Raw genomic sequence first — 21,740 nt, 5'->3', positions numbered from 1 at the left:
CCAGCTTCAACAGTCTACTTCTATATTCGCCCGTCAAGTGTTATACTACCCAGGGTCATAAACTCAGTTAATTGACAATCAGAACCAGTCCCCCAAAACAGCGGGAGGAGAAGAGATCCAATCCCCACAAGAGAGCCAATTTCCAGTTTATGCCCGTAGAAAGTATAAGAAGCAGGAAATTTTTGTTTTGATGAACCTTAAGATTAATAATCAGCAAGACAACTACCGTTGTATTCCTCAGCTATTTGAGGCACAAGTAGAACGAACACCGGACGCAGTTGCTGTAGTCTTTGCAGACCAGCAGCTAACCTACCGAGCCCTCAATGCATTAGCCAACCAATTAGCACACCATTTACAAACTTTGGGTGTAGAACCTGAAGTGTTAGTAGGGATTTGTGTAGAGCGTTCTGTTGAGATGGTGGTGGGACTATTGGCAATTCTCAAAGCAGGTGGAGCTTATGTGCCCTTAGACCCCGCTTATCCCCCAGAGCGCTTGGCCTACATGCTTGAACACTCCCAGGCATCGGTATTGCTCACTCAAAGCCAATTAGTCTCTCAATTACCGAAACATCAAGCTAGTGTCATTTGTTTAGATACAGATTGGGAAATCATCTCTACCCAGAAGGAAGAAAATCCTACTAGCCGCCTGAGACTTGATAACTTGGCTTATATTATCTACACTTCGGGCTCTACAGGTAAGCCGAAAGGGGTAGCCATGCCCCACCTTTCCCTAGTTAATCTGATCAAGTGGCAGCTGGAAGATACTGTAGTTGCTAACGATAGCAAAACACTGCAATTTGCCCCGATCAGTTTTGATGTTTCCTTCCAAGAAATTTTCTCGACCTGGTGTGTAGGGGGAACACTGGTTTTAATCTCGGAAGACGTGCGGCGCGACCCAGTATTTCTGTTAAATTTACTAGCAGAACAAGAGGTTGCCCGACTATTTCTTCCCTTTGTGGCTTTGCAGCAAATCGCTGAAGTGGCCGAACCTTTCGGAATATTTCCGGCAAGTCTACGGGAAGTAATTACCGCAGGGGAACAGTTGCAGATTACTCCTGCGATCGCTAACTTGTTCGAGAAGCTAAACGATTGTACCCTACACAATCACTATGGCCCATCAGAAACTCATGTGGTCACCTCCTTTACCCTAAAAGGTTCCCCAAGCAGTTGGCCAGCACTTCCTGCCATTGGTCGTCCCATTGCCAATACCGAGATTTATCTTCTTGATCAGTCCCTAAAACCAGTTCCGGCTGGGGTGGAGGGAGAGTTATACATCGGTGGTGTTTGTCTAGCGCGAGGCTACCTGAACCGACCGGAAATAACTGCCCAAAGATTTATTCCTAACCCCTTTAACAAGGTAAACACACAGAGCGTACGCCTCTACAAAACGGGGGATTTGGCTCACTACTTACCGGATGGTAATATCCAGTTTCTGGGTCGTTTGGATGACCAAGTTAAGATTCGGGGTTACCGTATCGAATTAGGAGAAATTGAAGTATTGCTAAGCCAACACCCCAAGCTGAAGCAGGCTGTGGTTTTAGCTAGAGAAGATAACCAAGACAAACGTTTAGTGGCTTATCTTGTACCTGGGCAATCCGAATCTGCACCTGTGGAAACAGAGCAAGTTCAGCAATGGGAAAAAGTATGGGATGAAGCCTACAGTAAGCCATCAGATGATTGGGAAGCTGGTTTTCATCTTGGTGGCTGGTACGATAGCTATACCGGAAAAAACTTACCAGAAGAACAAGTGCGGGAGTGGGTTGACCATACAGTAGAGCGGATTCTGTCCTTGCACCCCAAACGAATACTAGAAATTGGTTGCGGTACAGGTTTACTATTGTTTCGGGTTGCTCCCCATTGCCAATCTTATTGGGGTACAGATATTGCTGCTCAAGGACTCCGCTATATCGAAGAGCAGATTAGGAATAGTCCTTTAGAGAAATTGGTCAAGGTTAGCCATAGTCCAGCAGATGATTTAGCAGGAATAGACTCCGAAACCTTTGACACAGTAGTAATTAATGGAGTGATCCAGTTTTTCCCCAACATGGACTACCTGGTGTCCGTCATCGAAAAAGTGGTGCAGTTAGTCCAGCCTGGGGGTAGTATTTTTATTGGGGATGTGGAGAGTTTCCCTTTACTCGAAGCCTTTCATACATCGGTTCAGTTACATCAAGCTCCCTCTTCTGAGTCTACAATGGCGCTGCGCGATCGCATCCAGGAAAGAATAGCTGAAACTAAGAAACTAACCATCGCTCCGGCTTTCTTTTTAGCCCTTGAGGAACATCTCCCCCAAATTAGCCATGTAGAAATTCAGCTCAAACGGGGACACTATCAAAATGAGCTAACTCGCTTTCGATACGATGCGATTATTCATGTCGGTCAAAAGGTTGATACTTCAGCAGTTGCGCCCCTGTGTCTTGACTGGCTCAAAGATAGACTTATCTTGTCTGATATCAAAAGGCAACTGTTGAAAACAAAGCCTGAAATCCTGGTAGTTAACCGCGTTCCCAATGCTAGGATTTGCTCAGATGTCCAGGCGATCGCTACTTTAGCCAGTCCTAATTGTCCTAACACCGTAGGGGAATTACTAGACCAGCTGCAAGAAAAGGGAGTAGAGCCAGAAGACTGGTGGTCATTGGAATCTGAAATTCCTTATGCCATTAACCTGACCTGGAGTGGAAATGGTGCCGATGGTTACTATGATGTAGTGTTTACAGCAAATTTCGCCCCCCTAACCCCCCAATTCTGGGGGGAACAAAACTCTGAAAGTCCCCCAAAATTGGGGGATTTAGGGGGCTTTACCAAAACCAGACGATCGCGCATTCATACTTCAATTCAGCAACGCCCAAATTTCGCCCCCCTAACCCCCCAATTTTGGGGGGAAATTGAGTTAAAGTCCCCCAGTATTGGGGGATTTAGGGGGCTTGCAGCTAAAGGTAGTGAGGTCAATTCATCTGAAAAAGGCATTAAGCCTTGGAGTACTTATGCTAACCAGCCCAACCTAGTCCAGAAAAATCCCCAATTGGTGTCCCAAGTACGCAATTTCTTACAAGAACAGCTACCGGATTATATGATTCCTGCTGCTTTTGTAGTTTTGGAAGCATTGCCTCTGACACCGAGTGGTAAAGTAGATCGACGGGCTCTACCTGCACCAAGTAAGTCTCGTCGCGATTTAGTAGTTGAGTTTGTTGCTCCTCGTACTCCCACAGAAGAGATCTTGGCCAGTATTTGGGCTGAAGTGTTGGGATTAGAAGAAATTGGTATTTACGACAACTTCTTCCATTTGGGAGGAGATTCGATCCAGGCTATCAAACTTATTTCTCGGATGCGGGATACTTTTTCAGTAGAGTTGCCCCTGCGCTGCATATTTGAAAGTCCAACCATAGCTGAAATGAGCCAACACACCTCAGCTAGCGGGGACAAAGCAAACCAGCTATTACCGCCTATACAACCTGTGTCCAGAGATGGAGAATTACCTCTATCTTTTGCCCAGCAACGATTGTGGTTTCTGGATCTGCTCCAAGAAGGAGGTAGCGCCTACTATAACGAGCCAGTCGTTGTGCATTTAAGTGGTTCCCTTGATGTTACCGCTCTAGAAAAAGCCTTGGCGGAAATTGTCTGCCGTCACGAAGTACTACGAACTACTTTTAAGATTATAGATGGCTCGACCGTACAGGTTATTTCACCTGATTTAAATGTTGAGCTGCCCATCGTTGACTTACAACAACTACCAAAACAGGAGCAGTCCATTGAGGTAAAGCAGTTGGTATTTGAGAAAGCCCAGCAACTGTTTGACCTTGCCAAAGGACCTTTGTTGCGAGTTTCACTGTTGCGTTTGGGGGAAAAAGAATACGTACTGTTGTTGATGATGCACCACATTATCTCTGATGATTGGTCAATGAGGGTATTCTTTGCGGAATTGTCTGCTCTCTACTCAGGGTTCCACTATCGGAAACCTTCCTTGTTGCCAGAACTACCTATCCAGTATGCTGACTTTGCCAGTTGGCAGGGTCAGTGGTTTACCGGGGAGGTGCTGGAAAATCAAGTGAACTACTGGAAACAACAGTTAGCTGGGATACCAACACTGCTAGAATTGCCGACGGATCGTCCCCGTCCTGCTGTGCAAACCTACCAAGGGAGTAGCTTCAAGTTTGAACTCAATCCCGAATTAACGACTAGGTTGAGAAGCTTAAGCCAACAATCAGGAGCAACTATTTTTATGAGTCTGCTAGCAGTATTTGGGATCTTACTATACCGCTACAGCTCTCAAGAAGATATTATCATTGGCTCTGCTATTGCTAACCGCAGCCGCCGTGAATTAGAACCACTGATCGGATTCTTCCTCAATACTATTGTGCTGCGTATTGATTTATCAAGAAATCCAAGTTTCTTGGAGTTACTCAGTCGGGTGCGCCAAGTTGCCTTAGATGGTTACGCTCATCAGGATCTGCCATTTGAACAATTGGTAGAAGTATTAAAACCAGAGCGATCACTAAGCCATAGCCCTTTGTTTCAGGTCATGTTTGCATTGCATAATGCCAACGGACAGAAAGCAGAGTTGCCTGAGCTAAACCTAACTGCTTTGGATATAGAAACGGTAACCTCGAAGTTTGACTTAACCTTGTTGATCAAGGAAACTGATGGAGGATTTCAGGCCAATTTGGAATACAACACTGATTTGTTTGATGAGACAACTATTGTCCGGATGATAGGACATTTCCAGACTCTGCTCGAAGGTATTGTTGCTAATCCACAAGCACAAGTTTCAAAGTTACCGTTGCTGACAGCAGCGGAACGCCAGCAGCTATTGGTGGAATGGAATAATACCAATAGTGACTATCCTCAAGATAAATGTGTCCATCAGTTGTTTGAGCAGCAGGTAGAACATACTCCTGATAAAGTAGCTGTAGTCTTTGAACAAGAACAACTTACCTACCGAGAACTAAATCAACAAGCTAATCAATTGGCACACTATTTGCAGGCAAAGGGAGTTGAGCCAGAGGTGCTGGTGGGAATCTGTATAGAGCGTTCTCTGGAGATGCTTGTGAGTTTATTAGCTATTCTTAAAGCTGGGGGGGCTTATGTGCCAATAGACCCAGCCTATCCTGCTGAACGGATTAACTATATCCTTGCTGATGCTCAAGTATCCTTTCTTCTAACCAATCAGAGTGTTGGATTTAAAACTTCTAATCTTGAAGATCAATTATCAATCATCGACCTTGATATAGAACAGCTAGAGATTGCCAAACAAACAACAGAAAATCTTCAAGTTAAAAGTCAATCCCAACATTTAGCTTACGTCATCTATACATCAGGTTCGACAGGAAAACCCAAAGGAGTAGCGATAGAACATAATTCGCTACTCAACTTCCTTGACTTTATGAGAGAGCAACCAGGAATAAACACTTTGGATACTCTTCTGGCTGTGACAACTATCTCCTTTGATATTGCTGCCTTAGAAATCTATTTACCTCTAATAGTTGGGGCAAAATTAGTCTTAGCTAGCCCCGAAATAACTATTGATGCCAACCAACTCAGTCAGACTATTGCCGAAGAAAACATTACTATGATGCAAGCTACTCCTGCAACTTGGAAAATGTTACTTGCTAACAACTGGAAGGGAAACCAACAGCTAAAAATACTTTGTGGTGGAGAAGCGTTACCCAAAACTCTGGCAACAGAATTAGAACCTCGTAGCCGAGAAATTTGGAATATGTACGGCCCAACAGAGACTACTATCTGGTCTTCTGTTTATCAATTTAAAGCCAATGATAATCATGATTTGGATACAGTACCCATTGGCAAAGCGATCGCTAATACTAAATTTTATCTCCTAGATTCGCAATTACAGCTAGTTCCCCAAGGAATACCAGGAGAACTACACATCGGTGGTGCAGGGTTAGCCCGAGGCTATCTCAATCATCCTGATTTACAAGCGCAAAAATTCATCCCTAATCCTTTTAGCCAAGAACAAGGGGAACGTCTGTATAAAACAGGAGATAAGGCTCGCTACCTTAGTGATGGCAACATCGAATTCCTTGGACGCATTGATAACCAGGTCAAAATTCGCGGTTTCCGCATCGAACTTGGAGAAATTGAAGCTGTCTTAGGTCAACATCCAGCTGTGCGGGAAACAGTAGTTGTGGCCAGGAAAGACCAATCCGACCAAAAACGTCTCGTGGCTTATATTGTTTCCGAGCAAGAAGAAGATATAACTAGTAGCCAATTGCGACAGTTTCTGAAGCAAAAATTACCGGATTACATGATTCCCTCTGCCTTTGCCTTCTTGGAAAAACTTCCTTTAACCCCCAATGGCAAAGTTGATCGCCGCGCTTTACCTGAATTAGATCAATCTAATCGACCTCAAGACGCTGGCTTTGTTTCACCCCGTAATTCCCTGGAATTGCAACTGTCCCAAATTTGGTCTGATCTCCTTAATGTCAACCCAGTTGGAGTTAACCATAACTTCTTCGATCTTGGAGGTCATTCCCTGTTAGCAGTTCGTCTCATGGCTCGGATTCAGCAGGAGTTTGGAACTAATTTACCTTTAGCTACCTTGTTCACGGAACCAACTATTGAAAACCAAGCTAGTCTTCTGGTCAATGCCACTGATTTCCAATCTTATTCTCCCCTAGTTCCGATTAACAAGGTAGGAAACTTACCTCCTTTCTTCTGTGTTCATCCGGTTGGGGGCAATGTTCTTTGTTATGCACAGTTGGCTCGTTATCTAGGAGATAACCAACCCTTTTACGGGTTGCAATCCCCTGGTTTATTTGGTGAGTCTGAACCATTAACCCGAATTGAGGATATGGCCAGTTGCTATATTGAAGCCTTGCAAACTATTCAACCCGTCGGGCCTTATTATTTAGGAGGTTGGTCATTAGGAGGTATTATTGCTTGGGAAATGGCTCAACAATTATCTGCTGCTGGTGAGGAAGTGGCTCTGCTAGCATTAATCGATAGCTATTCACCTGTTGCTATTGACCGACCAGAACAGGTGGATGAAAAGATGATGGCAAGCTCTCTAGCTAAGGATTTGGGTAGTGTTTTTGGTACAGAATTGCCGATTTCTGTTGAAGACCTTAAGCTTGGAGGGCTAGAGCAGCAATTGCAGCACATCCTCCGGGAAGCCAAAGGGCTCAATATCTTACCACCGGAAATCGGTATGGAGCAGATGCGTAAGCTGTTTGGAGTTTTCCAAGCCAACCTAATGGCTATGTATCGCTATCAACCCCAGCCCTATTCTGGTCGCATTGCTCTATTTTGTGCCAGGGAGTTAGAAGCAGAAGACCGAGGTTGGAATGAGCTAGCAGTAGGTGGTCTAGAAACTTACAGGATTCCTGGGGATCATTATACTATGATGCGCTCTCCCGATGTTGAGATTTTAGCTAAACAGCTAGAGGTTTTAGTTAGAGAGTGAGTGATGCTCTAGTTTCGTCTTAGAGGAGTCCTTGTTGTCTCCTCTAAGAATTAGCCGTCACAGCAGCAATACGCTTCAAAATCCCCAAAACATCATATAAATAATTGCCAGGATTCCAGATATCAAACGCTTTTGATAAAGCATAGCGTAGGGTTTCGCCTTTAACTAACTTGATAAAGATAAAGCTGGCACCATTAGTAACAAGACCAAATGTTGGTTGCTCTGTTTGGGGACTCTTGAGCATGTAAACTAGTGCTTGAGGAATTGCTGGTTGTAAAGAAACAGCAGAACGTTTAGACTCAATAACGGCTATCCAAATTGGTTTGCTCACGGCCAAAATATCAATCCGTCCTTTGACAATTGTGTCTTCATCTTTATCTTCAATGGGTAAAGACACTTCATACTCTGCTTGAACCTTAAAAGGCGGTTGGTAAAATCCTGCCAAATCCAATAAGGGAGAAACAACAACCATTTTCACTAGGTCTTATAGTACCAAATCTTTAGACAAGTACTTGTAATTAGCTTTTGCTCTATCAAGAATTTGCCTTTCTATTTCACTTAGTTGGGGTAGGTTTTCCACGCACTCTGGAAAAAACTCTGGCTCCATTACTTCTTGGAGCTTAAATTTATCTTCTACGTCACTAATGCTGAGTTTTGATGGAGAAATAATAGTAGCCATAATGATTTTTTTAACATAGTCATATTTACATTATATCTCCAATAAAACGGGTGCATCTCATATTTGAAAATATTGCGTAGGGTGCGTTAGGGGGAGCCCTCATTTTCCGCCTCGTAGTCAAGGTTAGGACAGCCCTCCCCGTAACGCACCACCCAAACAGCGGGAGATGCACCCAATAAAACCTGTGGCGGTAGTGGTAAAGATGTAGTGATTTGGCTACAGTCTTGTCAAAGTAACGGGAGCTAAAATCACTACTTGTCTTCCACTACCGCATTTCCTGCGCTCCTATGGATATAGCGTTTGTATTTGAGATGTAAACCTAGGAGGTCTTTTTTTTCTTGGACAATACAACTGAGGATCTCTTTCCCCTCCTGGGAGGAGTTAGGGGTGGGTTGCTCTTGCCTTTTGCCTTTTGCCTTTTGCCTTTTTCGGCAATTCGTGTGTTTACAACCCAGATACAAATGCTATAGTTATCCAATATGTTCACAAATATAAGACCACATTAAATCAGATGACTCTTGAACTACTGGTTTCCCTGAATGGGTTTGGGCTTCCTCTAAACCAGTAACATTTAATGTGTTAATCTCAGATAACACTCGCTTGCCATCGTCATCCACTAATGTATCGAAGCCAAAAATGACTATGCCTTGCTCCAAGAAACTAGGAATAATCGTTTCGGCAATTCTTATTTCGTCTTGATCCGGTTCGCCAACAGTTGTAGAACCCCCTGCTGACATATTGCAGATCCAAGAGTCTTCTTTAGGAATCCTGAGGAAACCTCCTGTAACTTTCCCATTCACCACTAGCACTCTTTTATCACCTTTGCTGTAATTTTTTAAGTACTTCATGGCTAAATAGTCACCACTATCGCTTAAGCTTTCTTCAATGACTGACTTGTAGTCATCAAGGGAATATTGATTATTCCCTTCCCAAGCCTGGTCATCAACTATCCTGATAATACCTTTACCTCCATAGCTGCGCAGAGGTTTTAATACGATGGGAAACTGTTGGTAAAATTCTAAAATTTCTTCCAAAGTACTGCAAAGTTTCATCGGCGGACACAGTTCTGGAAAGTTCAGAAGAGACCCCTTTGTATCTGTTTTTTGGATTCCTGATGGACGATTAATGATCTTATCTTCGGGTACATGACTGGTGATGAATTCAAAAAACTCATCGGGTACTGGTCGGTCTATCCTGAGAAAAATTAAATCATGATCTTTAAAGTCTGTTTTGATGCTAGCATTTAAGAATTGTTCCCCGCTTTCTTGAGGAACAAAGTTATCGTCAACCAACAAGCTCATTAACTCAGTGGAAGTATAGTCGTAGAAAAATTCCTTATTTTTGGGATTTCCCCTGCTTGCCACTTGAATAGAGTCACAAACAGGATGTTTAGCCATAGTTCTCAGTAGGGGATAGATTGAACTTATTCCCCCGTGGGTATGATGGTCAGTAATAGCTAGTATTCGATACTTTTTATTGGTCATGAAATAATTCCGGTAGTTTGGAAACCCCCGATTTTATTCGGTGGATGACGTATTGCATTTGCCTTTCGCCTAGGCAATTATAAGGCTTCGTGGTAGTTGTGGGGAACAGGGAGTAGGGAGTAGGGAGTAGGGAGTAGGGAGCAGGGAGTAGGGAATAGGGAGCAGGGGCAGGGTGTCAAAGGTGTTAAAGATATTAAGTGTGGCAAGTGTGGGGAGATGGGGAGATGGGGGAGATTCTTATTAAGGGCAATTATCCCGACATGATATATAGTTTATCATAGCTATGAGGTACAAAAATTTGTTTTCCTTATTACCTATTCCCTGCTTACTGCTTACTGCTTATTGCTTCCTTATCCCTGTTCCCAGATCCGCTGTTCCCTGTTCCCTAAAACCCAGAAATTTGTACCTCATGAGGAAAGATAATTGCTATAAAACCAACCCGATTAAGAATTGCTATAGTATGGTCACATCTGTTTCTGGAACTAGCTGCCAATGGTAAAGATAGCTGTCTTACCTTTGACTCTCGAAGAGTTTCTGGAACTTCCAGAGACTAAACCCCCTAGGGAATATATTAACGGTGAAATTAGCCAGAAACCAATGCCTAAAACTCGCCACTCCAGACTTCAGAGCAAGTTGACGAGTACAATTAATAGTGTTGTTGAGGAACGGCAAATTGCTTACGCTTTCCCAGAGCTACGATGTACTTTCGGCGGACGGTCAATTGTTTCCGATATAGCAGTTCTTCGCTGGAACCAGATTGAATTTGATGATGAAGGGGAGCCTGTCGATGATGTGTTTATCGCTCCAGACTGGACTATTGAAATTATCTCTCCAGGCCAGAGTTCAAACCGAGTAATAGGTAACATTTTACATTGTCTAAGACATGGTTCTCAACTAGGATGCCTAATTGATCCTTACGACCGCTCGGTCTTGATTTTTATACCTAAACAACAACCGGAATTGTGTCAGGGAAGTGACTCTCTAGTAGTGTTAGATGGTATCGACCTTCAGTTGACAGCAGAGGAAATTTTTTGCTGGTTGAAAATGGGAATTTCAGCAACATAAGGGAGTAGGGAGTAGGGAGTAGGGAGCAGGGGTAATAAAATTGACTGTACCTCATAAGTATGATCAACGCTATATACCAATTCTCTTAAAGCTCGCATTTTGGTTGGGTAACTCCTCCTGTTACTAGAGCTTGATTACTAAAGCCTTTTTCATAGCTATGAGGTACACAGGTTTTTTTCCTGTTCCCAGATCCGCTGTTCCCAGATCCGCTGTTCCCTGCTCCCTGCTCCCTGCTCCCTAAAACCCAGAACTTCATACCTCATCCAATTCAAAACCGCTATAAGTATTGAGACTAATAGATTTTAGAGACATTTGGTCATCCCGATCTACTACCAAACCATCCTGCATCTGAATAATTCGTTGGGTTTGGGCAGCTACATCATGTTCGTGAGTAACAATCACGATGGTGATGCCTTGCTGGTTTAATTCTCCAAGCAGATCCATCACTTCCTGGGAGGTTTTGGTATCTAAGGCTCCGGTAGGTTCATCTGCCAACAGCAAAGCGGGGCGATTGACTAAAGCACGGGCAATGGCAACCCGTTGTTGTTGTCCCCCAGAAAGTTGGCTAGGACGGTGGTGAAGGTGGTTGCCCAAACCCACTCGACTCAAGGCTTGCATTGCCCGTTGGCGTCGTTTGGGTTTAGGTACATTAGCGTAGACCATGGGTAGCATAACATTCTCAAGGGCTGTAGAGCGAGGCAAGAGATTGAATTGCTGAAACACAAAGCCAATGCGCTGATTGCGGATATAGGCAAGTTCGTCATCATGTAGGGTTGTGAGGTTTCTGCCTTCAAGAACATAGCGTCCCGTAGTTGGGCGATCGAGACAACCAATAATGTTCATTAATGTGGACTTTCCAGAACCAGAAGCCCCCATAATGGCAATGTATTCTCCCTCTTTAATTGACAGGTTGATTCCCTTGAGAACTGATACCTGGACTTCCCCCATATCATAAATTTTAGTAATTGCTTCCATCCAAATCATAGTTTTTAATCCTATAGTTTTAGCAAAGGGAACAGGGAACAGGGAACAGGGAATAGGGAGTAGGGAACAGGGAACGTAAGCATTCAGCTATCAGCTATCAGCTATCAGCTTATGTGCTACGCACACGCGTGCGCGTTCAGCTTTTGAATAAAACAGGTCAGCTTTCGTATCTGAGTTATGTCACAGCGTTGAAGCCTGTGCCACAAAGCTGTTCGCGTAGCGTGAGCTTTTAGCTCACGGCTGACGGCTGAATGCTGAATGCTTACCAGGGAACAAAAATTATCACAATTCCTACACGGATCCCTATTAGTCAGTCCGTAAAGCAACGATTGGGTCTAATTTTGCGGCATTATTTGCAGGTATTACCCCAGCCAGTAATCCCACAATACAAGACAGCCCAAAACTAGAAATGACTGACCACAGAGAAACCACAAACGGAAATTGGAAAATAGTGGCTGCACTGAAAGCCAAGGCTATTCCGAATCCCATGCCAATCACTCCCCCCACACCAGAAACCACGACAGCTTCTGCTAAAAATTGCTTGAGAATTGCTGCTTTGGTAGCTCCTAGTGCTTTACGAATGCCAATTTCTCGCCTTCGTTCCACAACAGAAGCCAACATAATATTGGCAATACCAATTCCGCCAACAACTAAAGAAATTCCAGCAACTGCTCCCACCATCACCGTAAATAAACCCACCACATTATTTAAGGTATTGATGATGTCTGTTTGGTTAATGATTTTAAAATTATCGGCTTGGGGTGGATAAATATTATGGCGCAAGCGCAAGAGGTTGGTAACTTGAAATTGAGCTGCACTTAAACTCCACTCATCAGAGGCTTTCAACCACAACCCAGTGATGGCAATCCCGGCTAGGGCATTATTACCAATAAGTCGCGCCGACATATTCGTCAAGGGAATATATATTTGATTATCTTGGTCTGTTGCTCCTACCGCACCCTTAGGTTCCATAACACCAATAACGATGTAACGCTCTCCCTGAATGCGGATATTGGCACCAACTGGATTTGCCCCCGGTTCAAACAGTTGTTCCCGTAACTTAGAACCAAGAACAACCACTGACTTACTAGACAGCAAATCATTCTGATTAAAAAATTGCCCCGACTGGGGATAGATGTTCTTGACATCCGGGTAACTCAAATCTGTACCGATGACAGTAGTTAATACATTCTTGCCACCATAGACTACCGAGACATTAGGCTTTTGCAAGAATGCAGACACCGCACTAGCCGTAGTCACCTGTTCTTTAATTGCCCGTGCATCTTCCCAATTCAAAGGTGTTCCCCTACCACTACTACCTAGATTGATGCCACTACTTCTGGCAGTATCAGGGAACACCAGCATGACATTTGTACCCAAACCCTGTAACTGCTGCTCGGTTGCCTTTTGCACTCCCTGACCAACGGAAGTAATAGCAATTACCGAGGCAATCCCAATAATGACACCCAGCATGGTCAGCCCTGTGCGTAATCTGTTACTCCACAAAGCCTCCAGCGCCATGACTAAGACTTCTACAGTGGATGCTGTACTAAAGCGAATCTGAACTGGTGTAGCCATTTTTGCACACCTTGTAATTAACGTGAACGTGAACGTGAACCGGGAAAAGGAGGTGGGGTAATAGATTGCGGTCGGAACCCTTCTGGGAAGTTGATAAACACTCTTTCGGTTCCCTGCAAACCTGATTTGACTTCTGTTTTGTGATTAGCAGTAACGCCAGTCACTATGGGAGTGAAGATAGCTTTATTATTTTCTCCTGCTACAAACACACCTGTAGCATTCTCCTGGCGGACAATTGCCACTGTCGGTACCACCAAAGCATTTAAGAGTGTGCCTACTTTGAACTCCAGATGGACATTCATCCCAGAACGCAGAAGTTGTTGTGAATCCGAGACAATGGCCACCTTGACCTCAAAGCTGGTAACATTCTGTTCTACAACTGCCTGGGCAGCAATTTGTGCCACCCGTCCGGTAAACGTTTTTCCTGAGAAAGCATCAACAGTAATGGTGACGTCTTGTCCCAAGCGGATTTTGGAAATATTACTTTCTGCTACGTATGCCGTTACTACCTGGTTACTAGAAGCTAGGGACAAAATTGAAGAAGAGGTAGCGGATAAGACAGAACTACCTGCGGTAGTCGGGCTGACAAAGGCACCTGGATCGGCATACTTCCTAGCAACAATGCCAGTGAAAGGAGCGCGAATTACGGTATCTGCCATCTGCGCCTTGGCATTTTGCACAGCCCCCTCGGCTTGCATCACTCTAGCCCGGGCTTGGGCAATGTCTTCTGGGCGTGCCCCTGCTTGGGCTAGTTTCAAACTTTCTTGTCTGTGCATCACTCTAGCACGGGCTTGAGCAATGTCTTCTGGGCGTGCCCCTGCTTTTAGGAGTAGCAAAGCTTGCTTGGCTTCTTTTACCCCTGCTTCGGCTGTATCACGGGCCGTCCGGACTTGATTAAAATCTTCCACAGAAATAGCACCAGCCGTTGCTAATTCCTTCTTGCGCTGGAGGTCATCTTCAGCTTGTTGCAGATTGGCAAGTGTTTTTTCTAATCGTGCCAAGCCCTGAGCAATATCTTCTGGACGATTGCCAGCCAGCAACTTTTGCAAATTTGCTTGTGCCTCAGCCAGTTGTGCCCGAGCTTGGGCAATATCTTCTGGACGATTGCCAGCCAGCAACTTTTGCAGATTTGCTTGTGCCTCAGCTAGTTGTCCTTCTGCCTGAGTTAATTGCCCGGTGAGATTGGAGTCATCCATATGGGCAAGAATTTGCCCTTTTTGTACGCGATCGCCTTCCTTGACTAACAGAGTTTTCAGCAATCCTGTAGTTTTGGGGCTAAGATTAATCGCACGTTCGGGCTCAATGACCCCATTAGCAGAAACTGTGACCGCTAGGTTCAGTTTTTCTACAGATACAGTTTGCCTTTGGCTTTTTGCTTGTTGATTTGGCAGGGTAACCCGCTGGCGATAAGCTGCATAGCCTCCTCCAAATACGAGACACAAAAGGAGTAGTCTTAGCAGCCATTTAGCCAACCTATTTTTACCAAAATTGAAATCTGCCAATGGCTGGTTTGCCTGAAAAGCCATGATTTACTCCTGTTCTGGCACTGCTTGACTAGCATAATTCTAAAAGTCCTGGGAACCTTTGTAACCAGATAAATCGGCTAACGTCTGTAATGATTGTTTCCCTAAATACAACTGACCGTTAATCACCCAAGAGGGAAAGCCTTTAATCTTGGTGGCCTTGCAGAGGTCTGGGCGAGAGTTTTTACCGGGAGCATGTCACTTATGCAGAGCATTTGTAGTAAAGCTATAGCCCCCTCATGGGTTTTAGCTTGCTCTGATAGTACATAGTTCATCTGTTCTGGGCTGGCTGGGCCTTTAATCTACTCCCAATTTGATCGGAACTTGGAAGACACAGGGATTCTAGTATTTGTAAGGCATGGGTTTTACCTTTTACTGTAATGAATTTCAATTAATACATTTATTTATAGAATGATCTAACCCGGCTTGGCAGTACCCTTGAGGGTACCTTTTCAGCAGCTGGTCATTGTCTTGATGCAATAGCGAGTGGGGGGAACCCCCTTTGGCCGACTGCATCGCTATGATGGCATAACCTTCAGGGGTGACAACCAGGCTAAAAATGGCTTGGGGTAAGCTTTTCAGCCATGCTATCCCAAAAAAGATTGGGTCGATTGACAGGTTGATTAACGCCCCTATTTGCGATGGCCAAGTCTAGAAACCTAATTTTTTCGTTGGTCAAGTTCAATTGCTATGGGGTACGCTGGGGACATCTTATCAAAGGTAACCCAACTGAAACCATTGCCACACAGAGCTTACAGGCTAATTTTCACCCCCTCAGTGGCATAACTTAGCCGTGATTATCGGTTAAGGTCGAAATTAAAAGGGAGCAACACTATCATTACCATAGTTGCCGTGAGCAGACGTAAGGCCAGTATTGTGCCAGGAAGTACACGCGCTTATCTCCGTGAATGCTGTTTCCTCAGTTGGTAGCTCTACAGCCGGAGACGGGAACATCAGAAATTGGGCGAGAAAGTCAAGGTTGAAAGGTTTATTGGGGAGCAAATCCAGGAGGGGTAGGATACTAGTGCTAACAGCTAGCTTTGTTCCTGGGTTGAGCCAGAATAACTGCCAGCAACCAAGGGGGTCACCCAGGGCGAACAGCCGTTGTAATTGCCCATCTCACACCACCTAATTGTTCTAGACCTTGGCGACCGAAATGACCATACACTGCTAGGGCAATTGCTGGGTCTGATGTACAGTTTTGAGTTTATGAAACAGGTTAGCTCCACGAATCGCCCCGCCATCAATGATATCAAGGGGTAAGCCAAAGAAGTCTAGAGGTACCACCCCAGAGCGTTCAGCAGTGCCGAGAGTGTCATCCGGTACAATGTTACTTTGAGCCAAAGCAGAGTTTTGAAAAAGCGCGATCGCTCCACTGCTAAACAACGTGCAGAACGCACTCACCAACCCCAGATGCCAACACCAACGGATCCTATTTTGAGTCCACACAGTATTTATCTACAATTTTATCTACAATTAGGTTATGTTGCAGTTTTTGATGCGGTTAATTTGATATTGGTCTACACATATATGGCACCGCTGCACCTTTCTAGGGCTGACAGCGTATCAAGTATGAGAACACTCGAATAAAAGATAGAAGAATCACTCTAAAATCTACATTTAAATTAAGTCAAATATTTCCTAAATATTGAAAATTTTATAAAAGTTATTATTTTTTAATAAACCGAAATAAGACTACAATTAGTGAGGAATTCTCACCCCCACTAATTCTGGAGTAGCGAGCAACCGGTAGAGTTTTTATTCCGGGTCTAGTTCACAACTACAGGATTAGAATTAGTCACCCTATCTGGCCAGATAGAAGAGATTTGGATTAAGGTGAATTAAGTGCGATGTTCCGTTCGCGCAGCGTCGGGCTTTGCCCGAAAGGAACCGCTTCGCGAACGCATTATCATTGAAAGAACCCGTAGAGTTTTTATTCCGAGTCTAGTTCACAACTACAGGATTAGAATTAGTCACCCTATCTGGCCAGATAGAAGAGATTTGGATTAAGGTGAATTAAGTGCGTTCGCGTAGCGTGACCATAGGTCAATCGCGTAGCGTGACCATAGGTCAATCGCATTATCTACCCAACAAGGTCTATAGGGTTGATCATACTTATGAGGTACAGTCAATGTCTTGATGCCATAGCGAGTGGAGGTCTGCCCATCTCCCCATCTCCCCATCTCCCCATCTCCCCGCGCCCCCGCCCCACACCTCCCGACTCCCAACGCCCGACTCCCTATTCAACACTTCTGATAATTCAACATGTTAGCCAACGACATTGATCAGCTGATCGAAAGTTTAGACACTATAATTGATGCTGCTAAATCCCAGCGTAGTCGGATCGGTTTTTTTCCAGCACTCTATCGACAGGTAACACTAAAAATCAAACAATCGATTGCTGAAAACCGCTTCGACGATAATCCCAGAATGAGTGAATTGACTACTAATTTTGGTAATCGCTATCTTGCTGCACTAGACGCTTATCGCCAAAGGGCACAACCACCAAAGTCCTGGCAGATAGCGTTTGAAGCAACTAATGATTCTAGCCTGATTTTTCTACAGCATTTGCTACTGGGAATTAACGCCCACATTAACCTAGATCTAGGCATTTCCGCAGCTGAGACTGCACCAGGGTACCAATTGTCTAGCCTAGAAAGGGACTTTAATCAAATTAATGACATCCTGGCTGAATGCCTGGAATTAGTACAACCAGTGATTAACCAGTTTTCCCCTTTTATGGGGCTGTTGGATCTAGTGGGGGGCAGAACTGATGAAGAAATAGGCAATTTCAGTATTATCAAAGGTCGCCAGGAAGCTTGGGAGTATGCCCAAATCCTGGCCTATCAAACTCCTGAACAACGTCAAGGCGCGATCGCAATCATTGATAGAAAAGTAGCTATTATCGGAAATACCATTGCCAATCCCCGTGGCTTTCTCGGAGCAGTAATTGACCTGATTCGATGGCAAGAGTTGGATGACATTGTTGCGATTATTGATGCCCTTATCGGTTAGAATGTAGAATTAAGAATGTAGAAGGTAGAATGTAGAATTAAGAAGGTAGAATGTAGAATTAAGAAGGTAGAAGGTAGAAGGTAGAAGGTAGAAGGTAGAAGGTAGAAGGTAGAATGTAGAAGGTAGAATGTAGAAGGTAGAAGGTAGAAGGTAGAAGGTAGAAGGTAGAATGTAGAAGGTAGAATGTAGAAGGTAGAATGTAGAAGGTAGAAGGTAGAAGGTAGAAGGTAGAAGGTAGAAGGTAGAAGGCAAAATGTATAATTCTTAATTCTTAATTCTTAATTCTTAATTCTTAATTCTTAATTCTTAATTCTTAATTCTTAATTCTTAATTCTTAATTCTTAATTCTTAATTCTACATTCTCAATTCTTAATTCTACATTCTCAATTCTTAATTCTACTATTGACCAATCAGGAATCCCATAAAAGAACTATAAGACACACTAAAGGTACTTTTGTCTACACCTTCTAATCTGACATCGACACGGTCTTTAGGATCTAATTTCATCATTGCTGTTATCGATTGTGCTGTGAGATTTTTAATCAGACCAGGTTCGATTACAATAATCGTTGTGTTATTGTCATTACTATCACCATTCTTATAAATGCCCACAATCACACCATCGCTGTTACCATTACCTCCAGAAAATTGTAATGTGGCAGCAAAAAAGTAATAGCATGATGTTGGGGCGATCAACGCATTACTTTTATCATCAAAAACCTGGTAAGGGTCATTCCTTTCAACAAATCTTATGACATGTGTTCCTGAACTTTTAATATTTTGACCATCAAATTTTGTGTCTGCATAAAATTGATATCGTGTTGCTGTGCCTCCGTCTGCAACAGCACCCTGACTAATTTTGTTATCAACATAGGTTTTTACCGCCTTTTCCGTCGGTACGGCTAAATCATTGTTACCACCAAGACTGCCATCATTGGAAAACTCATTGACTGCTACACCCAATTGCAGCTTCAGATTACCATTGACATCTAGATTTGCCCCTGGATTGGTCTTGTTAATACCAAGTCTGCCATTATTGGTATTGAAGTGCATCTTGATATTGTCAGATTGCGCTATATCACGGATGTAGAGATTATCGTCAACCGCTATATAAACCTGTCCATTGTAACGATAGAAGGCACCATCTTTATTTATATGCTGAGTGCGACTAAATCCACCCACATCAAACACTTGGCTCTGGGTAATCCCAGCAATGGTTAGGTTACCGGCAAAGGAAGAGTTACCTGTCCCGAGCACACTCAGCCCACCATTGGCTGCTGTGGTTAATACCATTCTGGGATTGGTACCATTTGCGTCTCGCCAGGAGTGGAAGCCATTAGCAGCGTAGAACAAGGTGCTATCGTTGATACCTAGACCAAATCCGCCCCATAATTGCAACTTCAGGTTGTTGGTGACATCTGTATTTTTGACATACTCCCGCTGCCAAATCAGAGATTATGGCGGGGGATTCTCACAAAGTGATTCTTGATTGATCGAGACAACTTATTAAATCAGGTTTCCCCTCATTAACAGCGGTTGAACTCTCCTCAAGCGTTCCCGAATAAACGTCCGTTTCCCAATGCCCTTGGGTACTCTCTTGGTGCGCGTTCACGCTTGTCGGGAGACCCGACCGGGGTCGCACCGCTGTTCAACTCAATACCTAGAATGTTCATGCCCTTCTTTAAAATGTTCAATGCTGCATTCGGATCTCGACAGATTTCTGTCTTGCATTGAGGGCATTGATGAGTTCTAGTACTGAGAGATTTCTTCACTCGATAACTACAATTTGAGCAATCTTGGGAGGTATAATGAGGTGCAACAGCTATCACTGTCTTGGCCCAAACTTTCCCAAAATAGTCTAACCATTGAGTGAATTGATACCAGCTTGCATCAGAAATCGACTTAGCCAAATGATGGTTCTTGACCAGATTTTGTATCTTCAGGTCTTCATAGACAATCACATCTAAGAAGTGAACTACGCATCGGGCTAATTTTACTGCCCAATCTTTACGCTGTCTTTGAACCTTGCCTCCTAGCGTCGGCAGGCTAGCGCCAACAAATGAGCTTTACCCAGTCGAATTCTGGCTTTGTGATAGTTGTTTGATTGAGGCTTAGCCTCTTTCACAAACTTTCTAGACAATCGCCGTTGTAGTTTCTTAATTCGCTTTTCAGCTCGTCTTAAATACTTGGGATAGATGGCGGCCTTGTCGTTTTGGTCTTTATAGAAATACTTCAGACCTAAATCAATGCCGATTACATCCCCGGTATAATTTCCGGCTTCAAAGCGGTTAGCATCAAAACAGAATTGAGCATAATAACCATCAGCCCGTCTAACCACCCGTACCCGATTTATCTTAAGCCTGAATAAATCTTCTCTTGTCTCATAATTACAAAATATAGAGAACCGACCCGCTTTAAATCCATCGGTGAAATTAATGGTTAAACAGTCCTGTGAAAGTTGACACCCTGATGTTTTATACTCAACCGTTCGCGCAGCGTCGGCTTTGCCGAAACGAGAAGGCTTTTTGAACTGAGGATAACCTTGTCTTGATGCAGTCGCTCATGGGGGAAACCACGGCAGTCGCTCATGGGGGAAACCACGGCAGTCGCTCATGGGGGAGACCCCCAAGACCGCGCTGCCTCCCCAAGACCGCGCTGCCTCCCCAAGACCGCGCTGCATCGCTTTTTCTTGGCGCTCTCCTGACAACGACGATAGAAACTAGAGAGAGAATTCCAAGCCCTCTCTGCTGATGCCTGACGCGCCATGGAGTTTAACTTTCTCACCCAAGGATACTCTGTATCATGTGCGAGTTCTTTGCATAGCAGAGATAGACGAGCCTTATTCACATCTGGCTCATCCCGCCATAATTTAACTGCCTTGTTTCTGACAAATTGAGCTGTTCTTATGGATTCATCTAAAGCGTTATATTGTGCTTTAGATCCGTTGATTAGCTTGGCTTCTATAACTATTAGCTCACTATTTTACCACAACCAAAGTCAGATAATCATAAATCCTGCATTCTTTTTTTGTTAGTCGGAATTCATCTCGCCGCTATACCGCCAGGTTAGCGGCGAGATGAATTCCGACATTTCAGGTAACTCTTCCTGAAAGGCTTGGGCTGCGATCGCTTGGGGTACATTAATTGCTGCGGCCACCTCGCTAAACTCGGTTTTAGTTTGAGGACGGTTAAACAAGGGCATGTCATAACCCAAAGGATGGAAGGTATAGCGACCTTTGTTCGGTAAGGGAGTTACTTGAAAGCTATACTTGCGCTGGTTTGAGGCCGATGGCACCGGCACAATGGTATTTTGGAAGCGTTCTGGATCCTGACCGAGGGCAAAGGAATAGGCAACATTCCGTTGTTCGGTAATGGCATAAGCATTACTATTCCTGACCGGGTAGCTTTCCAGACGCCACAAAAACACTCCTACACTGGGGATGTTATATCTACCACGATTGGATTCAAAGGGACGGATATCGATAGTGTGGGCAGCAGTGTTGAAAGGACTGTCTAGGCGCTCTAGGGCATCGGTTCGACGCAGGTCAAAGGTCCCTCCTTTCCCTGGGCGGATGTGATCCAGATGCTGGGTTGTGGCGATATAGTCAAAATATTCTACTACCCTGGCTTTCCACCCAGTTACATCCTGAACCACCATTTCCAAAGTGGCAGGGGTTAGGGGGGCAGGGGACTTTGACATCATTCCCGGTTAGGGGGGCAGGGGACTTTGACATCATTCCCGGTTAGGGGGGCAAAACCAACTAAACTTCGTAAGTCCTATAGAAACTCAAAAGTCAAAAATAACAGGATTTGATCAGATGCGCATCTTATGGTAATAAACAAGATAGATTCTTAATAAGGGGAGCAGTAAAGGTAATTAATAATTCCTGAAACCCTTATCTATCAAGATATACGAGCTTGTAAATCAAAAAAAATATCTAAAAAGACTAAATTCCTATAAAATTAGACCTTGGGCAAAATTTAATATCTGCA

Annotated in this window: 17 protein-coding genes; 4 read left to right on the top strand and 13 right to left on the bottom strand. The window is 44.0% G+C overall.

Going from position 1 to position 21,740, the window contains the following annotated elements; genetic code table 11:
• Positions 1-190: 190 nt before the first annotated feature.
• The gene (locus F6J90_RS08580) at positions 191-7,420 is read left to right on the top strand and encodes a non-ribosomal peptide synthetase (protein WP_293092082.1); all 7,230 of its coding nucleotides are present in this window, start codon (positions 191-193) and stop codon (positions 7,418-7,420) included.
• Positions 7,421-7,463: 43 nt separating this feature from the next.
• On the opposite strand, the gene F6J90_RS08575 is transcribed toward F6J90_RS08580, so the two are convergent.
• The 3 genes from F6J90_RS08575 to F6J90_RS08565 form a co-directional block, all read right to left on the bottom strand.
• Positions 7,464-7,892 carry a hypothetical protein gene (locus F6J90_RS08575; RefSeq protein WP_293092081.1) on the bottom strand — a complete coding sequence of 143 codons (429 nt, stop codon included), beginning with the start codon at positions 7,890-7,892 and terminating at the stop codon, positions 7,464-7,466.
• Between the two features lie 12 nt (positions 7,893-7,904).
• Entirely contained in the window at positions 7,905-8,099 is a 195-nt protein-coding gene (locus F6J90_RS08570) for a hypothetical protein (RefSeq protein ID WP_293092079.1), read from the bottom strand.
• Between the two features lie 470 nt (positions 8,100-8,569).
• On the bottom strand, positions 8,570-9,583 hold the full coding sequence (locus tag F6J90_RS08565; RefSeq protein ID WP_293092077.1) for a hypothetical protein: 1,014 nt from the start codon (positions 9,581-9,583) through the stop codon (positions 8,570-8,572).
• A 283-nt stretch (positions 9,584-9,866) separates the two neighbouring features.
• Here F6J90_RS08565 and F6J90_RS08560 point away from each other — a divergent pair, with 283 nt between their 5' ends.
• Together F6J90_RS08560 and F6J90_RS08555 are read left to right on the top strand one after the other, a co-directional pair.
• Positions 9,867-10,082, top strand: coding sequence for a hypothetical protein (locus F6J90_RS08560; protein ID WP_293092075.1), 216 nt, complete (start codon positions 9,867-9,869; stop codon positions 10,080-10,082).
• Positions 10,076-10,648, top strand: coding sequence for a Uma2 family endonuclease (locus F6J90_RS08555; protein ID WP_293092073.1), 573 nt, complete (start codon positions 10,076-10,078; stop codon positions 10,646-10,648). Before F6J90_RS08560 ends, F6J90_RS08555 begins: the two co-directional genes overlap by 7 nt.
• Here the strand turns inward: F6J90_RS08555 and F6J90_RS08550 are convergent.
• From F6J90_RS08550 to F6J90_RS08525, 6 genes are all read right to left on the bottom strand, one after another.
• Complete coding sequence (locus tag F6J90_RS08550; protein WP_293092071.1) at positions 10,591-10,746, bottom strand: hypothetical protein; 156 nt, start codon at positions 10,744-10,746, stop codon at positions 10,591-10,593. The genes F6J90_RS08555 and F6J90_RS08550 overlap by 58 nt on opposite strands.
• Positions 10,747-10,900: 154 nt before the next feature.
• A complete protein-coding gene (locus F6J90_RS08545; protein ID WP_293092069.1) occupies positions 10,901-11,632 on the bottom strand; it encodes an ABC transporter ATP-binding protein in 732 nt (243 codons plus the stop codon).
• A 306-nt stretch (positions 11,633-11,938) separates the two neighbouring features.
• Positions 11,939-13,210, bottom strand: a complete 1,272-nt coding sequence (locus F6J90_RS08540) for an ABC transporter permease (RefSeq protein ID WP_293092067.1) — start codon at positions 13,208-13,210, stop codon at positions 11,939-11,941.
• A gap of 17 nt (positions 13,211-13,227) precedes the next feature.
• Positions 13,228-14,736: an efflux RND transporter periplasmic adaptor subunit gene (locus F6J90_RS08535; protein WP_293092065.1), complete on the bottom strand. Its 1,509-nt coding sequence runs from the start codon at positions 14,734-14,736 to the stop codon at positions 13,228-13,230.
• Positions 14,737-15,903: 1,167 nt separating this feature from the next.
• Positions 15,904-16,182: a hypothetical protein gene (locus F6J90_RS08530; protein WP_293092063.1), complete on the bottom strand. Its 279-nt coding sequence runs from the start codon at positions 16,180-16,182 to the stop codon at positions 15,904-15,906.
• A 557-nt stretch (positions 16,183-16,739) separates the two neighbouring features.
• Complete coding sequence (locus tag F6J90_RS08525) at positions 16,740-16,916, bottom strand: hypothetical protein (protein WP_293092061.1); 177 nt, start codon at positions 16,914-16,916, stop codon at positions 16,740-16,742.
• Positions 16,917-16,998: 82 nt separating this feature from the next.
• On the opposite strand from F6J90_RS08525, the gene F6J90_RS08520 reads away from it, so the two are divergent.
• Positions 16,999-17,748, top strand: coding sequence for a DUF5995 family protein (locus tag F6J90_RS08520; RefSeq protein WP_293092059.1), 750 nt, complete (start codon positions 16,999-17,001; stop codon positions 17,746-17,748).
• Positions 17,749-18,147: 399 nt separating this feature from the next.
• Here F6J90_RS08520 and F6J90_RS08515 read toward each other — a convergent pair whose 3' ends face one another.
• From F6J90_RS08515 to F6J90_RS08505, 4 genes are all read right to left on the bottom strand, one after another.
• Complete coding sequence (locus F6J90_RS08515) at positions 18,148-19,146, bottom strand: hypothetical protein (protein WP_293092057.1); 999 nt, start codon at positions 19,144-19,146, stop codon at positions 18,148-18,150.
• Positions 19,147-19,295: 149 nt separating this feature from the next.
• Positions 19,296-19,793 carry a transposase gene (locus tag F6J90_RS43495; RefSeq protein WP_366513754.1) on the bottom strand — a complete coding sequence of 166 codons (498 nt, stop codon included), beginning with the start codon at positions 19,791-19,793 and terminating at the stop codon, positions 19,296-19,298.
• Entirely contained in the window at positions 19,781-20,086 is a 306-nt protein-coding gene (locus F6J90_RS43490; protein WP_366513726.1) for a transposase, read from the bottom strand. Before F6J90_RS43490 ends, F6J90_RS43495 begins: the two co-directional genes overlap by 13 nt.
• A gap of 692 nt (positions 20,087-20,778) precedes the next feature.
• On the bottom strand, positions 20,779-21,450 hold the full coding sequence (locus F6J90_RS08505) for a hypothetical protein (protein ID WP_293092055.1): 672 nt from the start codon (positions 21,448-21,450) through the stop codon (positions 20,779-20,781).
• Positions 21,451-21,740: the final 290 nt, after the last annotated feature.

The sequence above is a fragment of the Moorena sp. SIOASIH genome, from assembly GCF_010671925.1.
In the GTDB taxonomy this organism is placed as follows: domain Bacteria; phylum Cyanobacteriota; class Cyanobacteriia; order Cyanobacteriales; family Coleofasciculaceae; genus Moorena.
Note: the sequence above shows the minus strand (reverse complement) of the source record. Positions and strands in the feature narration are given on the sequence as shown.

Excerpts from the sequence above, each read along its gene's own strand:
- F6J90_RS08535 (WP_293092065.1), bottom strand. The coding sequence starts at position 14,736 with ATGGCTTTTCAGGCAAACCAGCCATTGGCAGATTTCAATTTTGGTAAA.
- F6J90_RS08555 (WP_293092073.1), top strand. The coding sequence starts at position 10,076 with ATGGTAAAGATAGCTGTCTTACCTTTGACTCTCGAAGAGTTTCTGGAA.
- F6J90_RS08525 (WP_293092061.1), bottom strand. The coding sequence starts at position 16,916 with ATGGGGAGATGGGGAGATGGGCAGACCTCCACTCGCTATGGCATCAAG.
- F6J90_RS08565 (WP_293092077.1), bottom strand. The coding sequence starts at position 9,583 with ATGACCAATAAAAAGTATCGAATACTAGCTATTACTGACCATCATACC.
- F6J90_RS08550 (WP_293092071.1), bottom strand. The coding sequence starts at position 10,746 with ATGCGAGCTTTAAGAGAATTGGTATATAGCGTTGATCATACTTATGAG.
- F6J90_RS08505 (WP_293092055.1), bottom strand. The coding sequence starts at position 21,450 with ATGATGTCAAAGTCCCCTGCCCCCCTAACCCCTGCCACTTTGGAAATG.
- F6J90_RS08560 (WP_293092075.1), top strand. The coding sequence starts at position 9,867 with ATGAGGTACAAAAATTTGTTTTCCTTATTACCTATTCCCTGCTTACTG.
- F6J90_RS08570 (WP_293092079.1), bottom strand. The coding sequence starts at position 8,099 with ATGGCTACTATTATTTCTCCATCAAAACTCAGCATTAGTGACGTAGAA.
- F6J90_RS08545 (WP_293092069.1), bottom strand. The coding sequence starts at position 11,632 with ATGATTTGGATGGAAGCAATTACTAAAATTTATGATATGGGGGAAGTC.
- F6J90_RS08520 (WP_293092059.1), top strand. The coding sequence starts at position 16,999 with ATGTTAGCCAACGACATTGATCAGCTGATCGAAAGTTTAGACACTATA.
- F6J90_RS08580 (WP_293092082.1), top strand. The coding sequence starts at position 191 with ATGAACCTTAAGATTAATAATCAGCAAGACAACTACCGTTGTATTCCT.
- F6J90_RS08575 (WP_293092081.1), bottom strand. The coding sequence starts at position 7,892 with ATGGTTGTTGTTTCTCCCTTATTGGATTTGGCAGGATTTTACCAACCG.
- F6J90_RS08540 (WP_293092067.1), bottom strand. The coding sequence starts at position 13,210 with ATGGCTACACCAGTTCAGATTCGCTTTAGTACAGCATCCACTGTAGAA.